Genomic DNA, 12,068 nt, shown 5'->3' on the forward strand with positions numbered 1-12,068 from the left:
AACAGGTACGCGGCCGGAGCCAGACTCATCGCCGTCCCGGGGTGGCCGTTCCCGACCTTCTCCACCGCATCCGCGGCCAGCACCCGGACCGTGTCTACCGCACGCTGATCCAACTCGGTCCATGACAGTTCTTGCTCTTCCAAATGTGGCACGAAAACCGGGCCCCTCTCTGTGCTGACGGCCGGCGGTACGCTCTATTTCCCGCCCCGGGCACAGTTCGGTGCCCGCTGCGGTTCGTACCAGCCGTTCACCATCGAAACGTTGATCTATCATTCAGACGCAGATGCAGAGCCGCCTATTCCGGCAATTGCCTGTAAGCGTGCCCGTGTGCGCTGATCTAAGGACAGCCTAGTCCCATTCCACTTTGTGGTCAGCGTATATCTCACCAATTGGACGGGATTTCGCTTATATGAATCACCGTCCGCCGTTGCGCGTGTGAGCAGGTGTTAACACGCCGGAATCATGTGCGCTGCCCGGCGGCCCTGTGGCCCGGAGCTCCACGGTATGATTGGTGGTGGCCTTCGACTGGGGCAAAGACACGGGCGCCCGCCGAGCGTGGTGCCCGATCTGCAGCAAAGCGCGTTGCGAAATCCACCCGGGGCTGCACAGCCAGATAGAACTGCACAGCAGACAAAACTGCACGGCAGACAAAACAGCACAGCCAGACAGAACAGAGTGACTGCCACCGTGAGCACAACTAATACGCCGCTGAACGCCTCCCCGGCCTCGGAAAGAATGGGCTTCGGCCGCAAAGCCAAGGCCTATCTGGCGCTCACGAAACCCCGCGTCATTGAGCTCCTGCTCGTCAGCACGCTGCCCACCATGATCTACGCCGAACGGGGCTTCCCGTCGATCGGCCTGATCCTGGCGACGCTTGTGGGCGGGGCGTTCGCGGCAGGCTCGGCAGGCGCGTTCAACTGCTACATCGACCGCGACATTGACAAGCTCATGCACCGCACGGAAAACCGGCCGCTGGTCACCGGAGAGGTCACGCCCCGGGAAGCATTGATCTTCTCCTGGCTGCTGGGCGCGGCGGCGATCGCCATCCTCTGGTTCGGGGCCAACCCGCTCTCCGCGTGGCTGGGACTGGGCGCCATCGTCTTCTACGTGGTCATCTACACCATGATCCTCAAGCGACGCACGGCCCAGAACATTGTCTGGGGCGGCGCCGCCGGGTGTTTCCCGGTCCTGATTGCCTGGGCTGCCGTCACCAACACGGTCGAGTGGCCCGCCGTCGTGCTGTTCATGGTGATCTTCCTCTGGACCCCGCCGCACTACTGGCCGCTGTCGATGCGCTACGGCGAGGACTACCGCAACGCGAACGTGCCCATGCTGGGCGCAATCGCCGGTGCCAAGGTGGTCTCGGTGCAGGTGGTCCTCTACGCGTGGGCCATGGTGGCGTGTTCGCTGCTGATGATCCCCGCCGGCGGCGCCGGCTGGGTCTACACGGTGACCGCCGTCGCGGCCGGTGCCTGGTTCCTGTACGAGTCCCACGCCCTGTACAACCGCGCCCAGGCGGGCGACGTGTCCAACAAGGGAGCAATGAAGGTCTTCCACGGCTCCATCAGCTACCTGACGCTGCTCTTCATTGCCCTGGCCGTCGACCCGTTCGTCGGCTCGGCCATCATGGGCGGCTAAGGCCTCAGTTTCATTTAGCCGACGCTCCCTCACCAGTGGTGGGGGAGCGTCAGCTGTATCAGCGGCAGCTGCATCAGCGGCAGGTGTATCGGGGGCGCGGTCCCTCGGCCAGGCGATATCCTGACGAACCGGCCTGTCAACACCAACGCATCAATACCGAAACAGGCAACACCGACCAGCTATGCAACCCCAGGGGAGCCAGTGATTAACCGCAGCGATGTACTCCAGGCAGAAAGCCGCATCAGCGGCTACGTGCGGCGCACGCCGTTGCTCCGCGGAGGTACGGCTGCGGCCCCTCTCTGGTTCAAATGCGAGTTCCTGCAGCACACCGGCGTTTTCAAGGCCCGCGGCGCGTTCAACCGGCTCCTCGCTGCCCGGGAGCGCGGGGAACTTGACCCCGGAGTAGGGGTGGTTGCGGCGTCGGGCGGTAACGCGGGCCTGGCGAACGCCTACGCCGCGGCGGCACTCGGCGTTCCGGCGACCGTGTTCGTGCCGGAGAACGCCCCGCGGGTGAAGGTGGAGCGTCTTCTCCGATACAACGCGACGGTCCGGCAGGTCGGGGCCGAGTATGCGGAAGCTTTCGCCGCCGCAATGGAATACGTGGAAGAAACCGGCGCCCTCTTCTGCCACGCCTACGACCAACTCGAAATCGCAGCCGGAGCCGGCACCGTCGCCGAGGAGATCCTCCAGGACGAGCCCAGCATCGACACGATCGTGGTCGCCGTCGGCGGCGGAGGGCTGTATGCAGGAGTTGCGGCGGCGGCTGAGGGCAGGGCACGCGTCGTCGCGGTTGAACCCTTCAACATCCCCACGCTGCACGCGGCCCTGGCCGCCGGCCACCCGGTCGACGTGGCCGTTTCGGGAGTCGCCGCGGATTCCCTGGGTGCCCGGCGGGTGGGCGAGATCGCCTTCAACATCGCATCGCTCGTCCCTCCGACCTCCGTCCTGGTGGACGATGCCGCCATCGTCGCCGCCCGGTCGCAGCTGTGGAACGACTACAGGATCCCTGCCGAATACGGAGCGGCGGCGGCGCTTGCCGCTCTCACGTCGGGGGCGTACACGCCCGGTGAAGGCGAACGCGTGGCGGTGATCGTCTGCGGGGCGAACACCGATGTTTGCACGCTGGAGGACCGTCCCGGCGCCGGGACCGCTGGCGAACCTGCCTAGTCCGCGGAGGCCTCCCGGCCCGGCCCCGTTGAAGCCTGCCGGGAAACGGGGACGCTGCCGGCCTGCCGCTGGTCCCTCGCCCGTTGGTCCCTGTCCCGGCGCCGGTGGTCCCGCTGGTCCATGGGGGAGTAACGCCGGTCGAAGCGTTCCCGCGCGATCCGTCCCAGCCTTTCGACAGTGTGCCAGCTGATGACCGCGATGAGCAGGGTCAACGCGATGGCCGACACCGCGACAAGCGGCGGCAGATCCGCCGTCGAGCCGCCATTGAGCCAGAGAATGACGGGGTAGTTCCACAGGTAGGCGGCGTAGGACACGGCGCCCAGCATCTGCGCCGGGCGCGTCCATTTCGGCATCCCGGCGGTGCGGGACGCGGCCAGGGCGACCAAAACGGCTGAGGCAGCCATAGCAAGCGGGCCGCCAATGAGGATGAAGACCGGCGTTTCGTTGGCCTTGGGGAAGAAGATCAGCGCGGCCAGGACGGCGACGGAGCTGATCAACGCCGCACACCTGAGGCGGTGGCCGGCGAACCAGCTGAACACGTGGACCCTGTACAGCCGCAGGGCCGCTCCGACGATCAGTCCCAGGCCCCACGTCGTAGGCAGCGCGTAGACCAGTGAGTGGAGTTGCGGGGCCAGGGCCGCCATCGCCAGCACGGTTGCGGACATGAGGACAAGGGCGACGGCGGCAGAGAAGCCAATCAGCCGGCCCTGTCGGTTGCGCCGCAGGGCGAGCACGAGCAGCGCCGGCCAGATCAGGTAGAACTGTTCTTCCACGGCCAGGGTCCAGAGCGGTCCGATCGCCATGCTGACGTCGAAGGGCAGGGGCAGGTCTTTGAGGTAGCCCAGGCCGGCGAGGACGGTGTAGCCGACGATTCCCTTGGACCGGTCCCCAAGGAAGTCGGTGGCCAGTTCGACGATCGCGTACACGCCCAAGAGGGAGATCAGCGCCGGCACCAGCCGGAAGGCCCGGTGTGCATAGAAACGGCCGTAGCGAATTTTTCGGTGCCGTTCAATGTCCCGGACCAGCACGTTGGTGATCAAGTAGCCGCTCAGCACGAAGAAGGCAATGACACCAACAATGCCAGCGCCTTGAAATATGGCAGGCCAGGAATGTCCCAGCAGGACGGCGCCTACGGCAGCACCGCGAAGCACGTCCAGGCCGTCCAGCCGTGGGCGCGGTGCATTTTGTTGGGCCGCCTTCGCGGGCCTTTCGCTGACTAGTGTTGCCACTTATCCTCCGGTGCCTCTATCTGGCCAGTTCTGATTCCAGTTGCATTAAGGCAAAACCGAGCCGTCCTACTTTCTCTGCATGCGATTGCGGCCTTTCTCTGCATGCGATTGCGGCGCCAGTCCTGCGCCGCCTCCAAGTATCCCCGACTGGGCTGGACGTAACCTGACTCCGGCGGCCAACCAGACCCGCCAATCAGAGCCTCCGGCCGGCCGCTCGCGTGCCGGCGATTGGCTGCCCTTCCAGGCATTAGGGCTGAGGGATACAAGATCCAGTATTCCCAAAGTTCCCCCGACCCGACAAGTGACCGGCCAGTAACTAACAGTCGAATGGTGGGAGAATTTGTGCCTTCTGGGCTCCCTGCTGGTCTCGTCTTGTCGGCAGCTACAGCCGTGTCATCAGAGGTTGTGGGCCAGCAGTTCGAGCCCGATCACCAGAAGGCTCAGCACAACCTCGGCGAACATGATGGCGGCCTTGTGATGGAGCGGGATCTCGAGGCGCCGGATCGCGAGGAACCCGACGATGCCCAGCGAGACAACCAGCACCGCCACCGCCCAGCCGAGAGCAGCCGCCGTCGTCAGCAGACCAAAGCCGGCCGCCGCCAGCAGAAGCAGCGGAGTGACGAGGACGCCGAGGCCGTCCGCGCTGACCGCGATCATGTGGTGCAGCTCTTCACCGGTGGGGAGCTTGGAATGGACGGTCAGGTGGCTCAGGAGGTCGGCGACGAAAATCCCCAGCAGGGAACCGATCACCACGATGCTGAGGGTGGCCGCCGCGGCTGCGGGTGTGGTCTCGTCCGCGTGGCTCCGGAGCGCCAACACCACAGCCAGGCTCGTGAAGATGATGTAGACGCGCTCTTTGAGGCTCGCCGCGCGTTGGCGGGCTGAGGGTGACGGGGGCACGGTCGGTTCTGTCGCTTGCATCAGAGAAGGCCTTCCGGTCAGCGTCACGGGGACGAACGGCAAAAGCCCACCGCCGCGACGATCCATGTCCATGCCATCCCATGGTCCACCCGGAAATCCCGTCAAAGCCAGCCTTCGAGTCGTGAATGCGGCTCTTACCCTCATTGCCGCTGTTCCCGGACCGGCACTCCGACAGCAAACGCGGGGTCACTTACCGCCCGTTCCTTATCGTTCCGGACGGGCGGTAAGCGGCCCCGCGCTGCTTTGTTCAGGGGTGCTGCGGCTGGCTAGTCCACCGGGCTGTAGCGCGCAAGATCCGCGGCGTTGGTGGCCGCACTCATCAGCAGGGCTGCCGCCAGCATGTGCGCGCCGACGAGCAGCGCCGGGATGCCGTTGTAGTACTGCGTGAAGCCGATGACGGCCTGTAGCACTGTGACGCCCAGGAGCATGAACGCCGCAGAGCGGAACGGCCCCTGAATCCGCCCGCGGACCACAAGGAACACCGCGAACAGCGCCCCGGCTGCCACCAGGTAGGCGGGCACCGCATGGATGTGCGCGAACAGGTCCCAGTCGAGATCGTTGCGCGGGGCGTTCGCGTCGCCGGCGTGCGGGCCGGCACCGGTCACTACCACGCCGAGGCAGACGGCGACTGCGGAGAGAAGCGCGACGGCGGTCATCACCGGACGCGCCGCGCCCGGCAAGGCGGCAAGCTGCACGGTCCTGGCCTTGCCGGTTCGGCCGTAGGCCCGGTTCACCAGGAGGGTCGCGAGGACCACGAGGGCCATGGACACAAGGAAGTGCAGGCCCACAACCCACGGATTCAGCTGGGTCAGCACCGTGATGCCGCCGATGACCGCCTGGGCAGGGATGCTCGCGAGCAGGCCGAGGGCCAGCAGGAAGAGGTCGCGGCGTTCCTTCCGCAGGTTCCACAGGTAGACCAGCATCATCACAGCGACGGCCGCCAGGGCGAACGTCAGGAGCCGGTTGCCGAATTCAATGATTCCGTGGATTCCCATTTCGGGGGTGGTCGCCAGGGATCCTTCCGTGCAGCGCGGCCAAGTGGGGCAGCCCAGGCCCGAGGCGGTCAGCCGCACGGCGCCGCCGGTCACAACCAGCACGATCTGGCCGATCAGGGACAACACAGCCAGCCGCCTGACCGTCTTGTCCACGCTGACTGGCAGCCGGGAGGTGATTCCGGAGACGATCCGGGGAGTTCGTGACGCCGTGCTCACAGTTTTCTCAATTCCACTTGAACCAACGGGTTGCTGCGCCGCCGGCGATCGCCGTCCAAAGCAGCAGGACAAGCACGGCGGCACCATTGACGCTGCCGTACAGGAAAGCATCCCTCAACGCCTGGCCCAGCGCGCCGGAGGGGAGGAAATGCACGATGGCCTGCGCCAGTGCCGGGAGCCGCTCGGCCGGGATGACGATTCCGCCCAGCGCGCCGAGGAGAATCCAGAGCAGGTTGGTGATGGCCAGGGTCGCCTCCGGCCGGACCGTTCCGGCGACCAGCAGCCCGAGTGCGGTGAAGGCTGCGGCTCCGAGCACCAGGATGGCCAGGCCGGGCAGCCAGCCGGCGGGGTTGGGCTGCCAGCCCAGCACGAGGGCCGCCGCTGTCACGATGAGCACCTGCAGGAACAGGACGGCCAGGACGGCCAGGACCTTCCCCGCAATCAGTCCGGTGCGGCCCAGGGGAGTAGTGGAAAGAAAGCGCAGGACCCCGTAGCGGCGGTCGAAGCCCGTGGAGATGCCCTGCCCCGTGAAGGCCGTGGACATGGCGCACAGGGCCAGGATGCCAGGGACCGCGACGTTGATCCGGCTCGAACCGAGTCCGTCCAGGAGCGGTGTCACGGTCAGGCCGACCATCGCCAGCAGCGGCAGCACGATCGCGAGGATCAGCTGCTCGCCGTTCCTGAGCATGGTGATGGTCTCGTACTGCCCCTGCAGCAGGATGCGGCGCAACAGGGACGCGGGGGCGCTGCCGTGCGCGGTACGGGCCGCGCTGGCGCGGTGTGCGCTCTCCAGCGGGGCGCCACCTGTTACGCGGGTCATCGGATCTCCCTTCCGGAGATGTCCAAAAAGACGTCCTCGAGGCTGCGGGCCTCAAGGCTCAGGGAGCTGGGCATGATCCCGCGCGCGGCCCACCATGCGGTGATCGCGGCGAGGTCGGCGGGGGTCAGGGCGCCGGTCGCGGCGTAACTGCCGGCCCGCGCCTCGGTGACGTCGACGCCGTCGGGCAGTACGCCAGTGAAGTCCAGTCCGGGTTCGGTTTCGAACAACAAGGTGCGGATGTGCTGCGCCGGGTCGCCGGCGGGCAGCTGGTGCCGCAGGAGCTCGGCGACGGTGCCCTCGGCGACGTTGCGGCCGGCGTCGATGATGTAGACATAGTCCGCGAGGCGTTGGGCGTCGTCCATGAGGTGTGTCGTCAGGACGATGCCCATGCCGCTGTTCCGCAGCTCGGAGATGAGGTCGAAGACCATCTGGCGGGACTGCGGGTCCAGGCCCGCGCTGGGCTCGTCGAGGAAAAGCACCTCCGGATTGCCCACCAGCGCCGCGGCGAGGGCGAGGCGCTGTTTCTGCCCGCCTGACAGGCGCCGCACATTGGCGCGGCTGAAGGTGTCGATCCCCAGTCGTTCGATGAGCTCATCTACCGGCCACGGGTCCTGGTACATCCCGGCGATGTGCCGCAGCAGGGGAATGGGCCGGGCCGACGGCGGCAGGCCGCCGTCCTGCAGCATGACCCCCACGCGGGCGCGGAGCCCCGCACCGGCCGAATCGGGGTCCTGGCCCAGTAGGCTGATAGTGCCGGCAGTGCGCTTCTGCAGCCCCTGGGCGCATTCGATGGTGGTGGTCTTGCCGGCGCCGTTGGCACCGAGCAGGGCCGTGACCTGGCCGCGTTCGGCCATGAGGGAAAGGCCGCTGACCACGCGCAGCATCTTGCCGTCGAGGGTGGGCAGTGGACCAACATCCTTGACAAGCCCGCTGATGGTCAGAACGGGGGATTCGGGAGATCGCACCACAGCATTCTACGCGATGTAGTACGTCGGCTCCCCGGAGGGGCAGTCCCCGCAGGGAAGCCATGCCTTACTGGAATGCCGGAGTAAATTACGACATGATTGTGTTGTGTATTCCATGAGCCCCTCTGCGTCCGCAGCCCCGTCAGGGCGCGGCGCCGCGCGCGTCGGGTCCGCCCGGGCGCACGTGGCGGCTGTACCCGACGTCGTTCCCGCGGCCGCCGGCACCCACACCCACGACGCCGAAGAGCGCACGCGTGACCGCGTCCTGAACGCGGTGCTGGAACATGGACCCATCAGCGCAGCCGAACTCGGCGACCTCCTGGGCTTCACTCCGGCCGCCGTGCGCCGCCACCTCGACCACCTCGCGCGCAGCGGAGTGATTGAGGTCAAGCGGGTTGCCCGCGCCGGAGCCGGCGCCGGACGGCCCGCCCGCCGCTACGTCCTGAGCTCCCAGGGCCAGTCGACCCTGGGCAACGACTACCTCGACATCGCCTCCGTCGCACTGCAGCGCCTCAGCGAGGCGGCCGGCCCCGAGGCAGTGCGGCAGTTTGCCGTGGAACGATTCGCTGACATGGAGCGCCGCTACGCACCCGAGATCGAGCAGGCCGGACCGGACATCACGGCCCGCGCCCAGGCTCTCTCCGAGGCCCTGAGCCGCGACGGTTTCGTGGCCTCGGCGCAATCACTTGTGGCCAAAGCGCCGCTGCCGGCCGCGCTCTCCAGCGTCCAGCTCTGCCAAGGGCACTGCCCCATCCAGCACCTGGCTGCCCAGTTCCCCGTGTTCTGCGACGTGGAGACCGAAATGTTCGCCCGGCTGGTCGGCGTCGATGTACGCCGGCTGTCCACCCTGGCGCGCGGCGGCCACGTCTGCACCACCCACATACCTACGGGCCGTCCGGCCGCCGTCGGGACTCCCAGTCCCGCAGCCCCGGTCAACCCGGACGAAGTATCCAACCATCTCCAAGAAAGGCCGTGATGACGGACCAACTATCAGAGAAAAAGGTTGCTGACTCTACTGTGATTTCGGAGATTCTGGAAAAGAATCCCGAACTCCACGGAATCGGCACGTACGAGTACGGCTGGGCCGACAAGAACGACGTCGGCGCCAACGCCCGCCGCGGCATCGATGAAGACGTTGTTCGCGACATTTCGGCCAAGAAGAGCGAGCCGGAATGGATGCTCGACCTCCGCCTCAAGGGCCTGAAGTACTTCGACCGCAAGCCCATGCCCACCTGGGGCGCGGACCTGTCCGGCATCGACTTCGACAACATCAAGTACTTCGTGCGCTCCACCGAGAAGCAGGCCGCAACGTGGGAAGACCTCCCCGAGGACATTCGGAACACGTACGAGAAGCTGGGCATCCCGGAAGCCGAGCGCAGCCGCCTCGTCTCCGGCGTCGCCGCCCAGTACGAGTCTGAGGTTGTCTACCACCAGATCCGCGAGGACCTGGAACAGCAGGGAGTCATCTTCCTGGACACGGACACCGCACTGCGCGAACACCCGGAGATCTTCCAGGAGTACTTCGGCACCATCATCCCCGTGGGCGACAACAAGTTCGCCTCGCTGAACACGGCCGTCTGGTCCGGCGGTTCCTTCGTGTACGTGCCCAAGGGCGTCCACGTGGACATCCCGCTGCAGGCCTACTTCCGCATCAACACGGAAAACATGGGCCAGTTCGAGCGCACGCTGATCATCGCGGACGAGGACTCCTACGTCCACTACATCGAAGGCTGCACCGCGCCGATCTACACCTCGGACTCGCTGCACTCCGCCGTCGTGGAAATCATCGTGAAGAAGGGCGCCCGCGTCCGCTACACGACCATCCAGAACTGGTCCACGAACGTGTACAACCTGGTCACCAAGCGCGCCATCTGCGAAGAGGGCGCCACGATGGAGTGGATCGATGGCAACATCGGCTCCAAGGTCACCATGAAGTACCCGGCCGTCTACCTCGTGGGTGAGGGCGCCAAGGGCGAGACCCTGTCCATCGCGTTCGCCGGCGAAGGTCAGCACCAGGACACCGGTTCCAAGATGGTTCACATCGCGCCCAACACCAAGAGCTCGATCATCTCCAAGTCTGTGGCCCGCGGCGGCGGCCGCGCTGCCTACCGCGGCCTGGTCCAGGTCCGCGAAGGGGCCAAGCACTCGGCCAACACGGTCCGCTGTGACGCCCTGCTGGTGGACACCATCAGCCGGTCGGACACGTACCCGTACATCGACATCCGCGAGGACGACGTCACAATGGGCCACGAGGCCACGGTTTCGCGCGTCAGTGAAGAGCAGCTGTTCTACCTGATGTCCCGCGGCATGCGCGAAGACGAGGCCATGGCGATGATCGTCCGCGGCTTCATCGAGCCGATTGCCCGCGAACTGCCGATGGAATACGCCCTCGAGCTGAACCGACTGATTGAACTGCAGATGGAAGGATCGGTCGGTTAATGACTGACATCACTACTGAAAAGGCCCGCATCGGCGCGCCCTCAGCCCAGCCGTTCATCAACGGTTTCACCGAGGAAGGCGAAAGCCTTTCACCGCTGAATGCGGCGGAATCCAAGTCGCCGCTGGCCGGCGAAGCCGTCAAGCGCCACTCGCACGGCGGCGGCGTCGGTGTTCCGGACAGCTCACGCGCCGGCCGCCTGACCTCCTACAAGCTGGCGGACTTCAAGCCGCTGACCGGCATGGAAGAGGACTGGCGGTTCACCCCGCTCAAGCGCCTCCGCGGACTGCACACCGAGGTCCTCAACGGTGCCGCGCCGTCCGTGAGCGTCACCGCTCCGGACAGCGTCAAGGTTGAGACGGTGGGCCGTGACGACCGCCGGATCGGCTCCGCCGCCATCCCCGAGGACCGCGTCTCCGCGAACGCCTGGGAGAACTTCGCCGAGGCCACCGTCATCACGGTCCCGTCCGAGGTCCAGGTGGACGGCGAGGTCAGCGTCCTGCTGACCGGCCAGGGGACCGAGGCTTCCGCGCAGCACATCGTGATCGTCGCGGAGAAGTTCTCCAAGTCCGTCGTCGTCCTGGACCACCAGGGCACCGCCGTCGTCTCGGAAAACGTCGAAATCCTCGTGGAGGACGGCGCGCAGCTGACCGTCATCTCGCTCCAGGAATGGAACGACGACGCCGTGCACGCCTCCTCCCAGCAGGTCAAGCTCGGCCGCGACGCCAAGTTCAAGCACATCGTTGTCAGCCTCGGCGGCGACCTTGTGCGCGTCACGCCCTCGGCACGCTTCACCGCCCCAGGCGCCGAAGTTGAACTGTTCGGCCTGTACTTCGCCGACGCCGGCCAGCACCTCGAGCAGCGCCTGTTCGTGGACCACGCGGTGGCCAACTGCAAGTCCAACGTCCTGTACAAGGGCGCCCTGCAGGGCCGCAACGCGCACACCGTATGGGTGGGTGACGTTCTGATCCGCAAGGAAGCAGAAGGCACCGACACCTACGAGGCCAACCGCAACCTGGTCCTGACCGACGGTGCCCGCGCCGATTCTGTGCCGAACCTTGAGATCGAGACCGGCCTGATCGCCGGCGCCGGCCACGCCAGCGCCACCGGACGATTCGATGACCAGCACCTGTTCTACCTGATGGCCCGTGGCATCCCGGAAGACGTGGCCCGCCGCTTGGTGGTCCGCGGATTCCTTAACGAGATCATCCAGAAGATCCACGTTCCGGCCATCGAAGAGCGCCTCACGGAAGCCGTCGAGCGCGAGCTCGCGGCAACGGACAACTAGTGCCCCGCACTAGAGAACACGGAATACATCAATGACCGAACAGCCAAAGGGTGAGCTAGTCTGCAACGCCAGCGAGATCCAACTCAAGCAGGCGCTGCGGATCCTGATCGACGACTACCCCGTAGCGATCGTGAAGGACTCGATGGGGGAGATCCACGCCATCGGCGACACGTGCTCGCACGCGGATATCTCCCTCTCCGAAGGAGAGGTTGAAGGCTGCAAGATCGAGTGCTGGGGCCACGGTTCCCAATTCGACCTGCGCAGCGGCGAGCCGCTGCAGCTGCCAGCCTATGATCCTGTTCCCGTGTTTGCCGTGACCGTCCTGGATGACGAGGTCTACGTGGACTTCACCAACGTCCTGAACGGCGCCGAGGCTCCAAACTTCAGCTAGC

At 66.2% G+C, this 12,068-nt stretch carries 12 protein-coding genes; 6 read left to right on the forward strand and 6 right to left on the reverse strand.

Annotated elements, in window-relative coordinates:
* The coding region (locus ACFRJ8_RS11265) for a hypothetical protein (protein ID WP_377986548.1) at nt 1-143 on the reverse strand (143 nt) is incomplete at its 3' end.
* 532 nt (nt 144-675) lie between these two features.
* Between ACFRJ8_RS11265 and ACFRJ8_RS11270 the strand changes: the two genes are divergently transcribed.
* A complete protein-coding gene (locus tag ACFRJ8_RS11270) occupies nt 676-1,638 on the forward strand; it encodes a heme o synthase (RefSeq protein WP_377986250.1) in 963 nt (320 codons plus the stop codon).
* Between the two features lie 201 nt (nt 1,639-1,839).
* On the forward strand, nt 1,840-2,805 hold the full coding sequence (locus ACFRJ8_RS11275) for a threonine/serine dehydratase (RefSeq protein ID WP_377986251.1): 966 nt from the start codon (nt 1,840-1,842) through the stop codon (nt 2,803-2,805).
* Here the strand turns inward: ACFRJ8_RS11275 and ACFRJ8_RS11280 are convergent.
* The 5 genes from ACFRJ8_RS11280 to ACFRJ8_RS11300 all read right to left on the reverse strand — a co-directional run bounded on the left by ACFRJ8_RS11280 (nt 2,802) and on the right by ACFRJ8_RS11300 (nt 7,951).
* On the reverse strand, nt 2,802-4,034 hold the full coding sequence (locus ACFRJ8_RS11280; protein WP_377986252.1) for an acyltransferase family protein: 1,233 nt from the start codon (nt 4,032-4,034) through the stop codon (nt 2,802-2,804). The two genes, ACFRJ8_RS11275 and ACFRJ8_RS11280, sit on opposite strands and share 4 nt — an antisense overlap.
* 396 nt (nt 4,035-4,430) lie before the next feature.
* A complete protein-coding gene (locus tag ACFRJ8_RS11285; RefSeq protein ID WP_377986253.1) occupies nt 4,431-4,955 on the reverse strand; it encodes a hypothetical protein in 525 nt (174 codons plus the stop codon).
* Between the two features lie 266 nt (nt 4,956-5,221).
* Nucleotides 5,222-6,166 (reverse strand): heme A synthase, encoded by a 945-nt coding sequence (locus ACFRJ8_RS11290; protein ID WP_377986254.1) that lies wholly within the window; start codon nt 6,164-6,166, stop codon nt 5,222-5,224.
* Nucleotides 6,167-6,173: 7 nt separating this feature from the next.
* A complete protein-coding gene (locus tag ACFRJ8_RS11295) occupies nt 6,174-6,986 on the reverse strand; it encodes an ABC transporter permease (RefSeq protein WP_377986255.1) in 813 nt (270 codons plus the stop codon).
* A complete protein-coding gene (locus ACFRJ8_RS11300; RefSeq protein WP_377986256.1) occupies nt 6,983-7,951 on the reverse strand; it encodes an ABC transporter ATP-binding protein in 969 nt (322 codons plus the stop codon). The genes ACFRJ8_RS11295 and ACFRJ8_RS11300 overlap by 4 nt, the downstream gene beginning before the upstream one ends.
* Nucleotides 7,952-8,066: 115 nt before the next feature.
* On the opposite strand from ACFRJ8_RS11300, the gene ACFRJ8_RS11305 reads away from it, so the two are divergent.
* Genes ACFRJ8_RS11305 through ACFRJ8_RS11320 form a run of 4 tightly spaced genes read left to right on the forward strand, consistent with a single transcriptional unit; the run spans nt 8,067 to nt 12,067 of the window.
* Nucleotides 8,067-8,927: a helix-turn-helix transcriptional regulator gene (locus tag ACFRJ8_RS11305; RefSeq protein WP_377986257.1), complete on the forward strand. Its 861-nt coding sequence runs from the start codon at nt 8,067-8,069 to the stop codon at nt 8,925-8,927.
* Entirely contained in the window at nt 8,927-10,390 is a 1,464-nt protein-coding gene (sufB, locus tag ACFRJ8_RS11310; RefSeq protein WP_223978836.1) for a Fe-S cluster assembly protein SufB, read from the forward strand. The genes ACFRJ8_RS11305 and sufB overlap by 1 nt, the downstream gene beginning before the upstream one ends.
* Nucleotides 10,390-11,676 carry a Fe-S cluster assembly protein SufD gene (gene sufD / locus ACFRJ8_RS11315; RefSeq protein WP_377986258.1) on the forward strand — a complete coding sequence of 429 codons (1,287 nt, stop codon included), beginning with the start codon at nt 10,390-10,392 and terminating at the stop codon, nt 11,674-11,676. Before sufB ends, sufD begins: the two co-directional genes overlap by 1 nt.
* A 31-nt stretch (nt 11,677-11,707) precedes the next feature.
* Complete coding sequence (locus tag ACFRJ8_RS11320) at nt 11,708-12,067, forward strand: non-heme iron oxygenase ferredoxin subunit (RefSeq protein ID WP_223917407.1); 360 nt, start codon at nt 11,708-11,710, stop codon at nt 12,065-12,067.
* The last annotated feature ends 1 nt before the right edge of the window (nt 12,068 follow it).

This window comes from Arthrobacter sp. NPDC056886 (assembly GCF_042788715.1).
Taxonomy (GTDB): Bacteria; Actinomycetota; Actinomycetes; order Actinomycetales; family Micrococcaceae; genus Arthrobacter.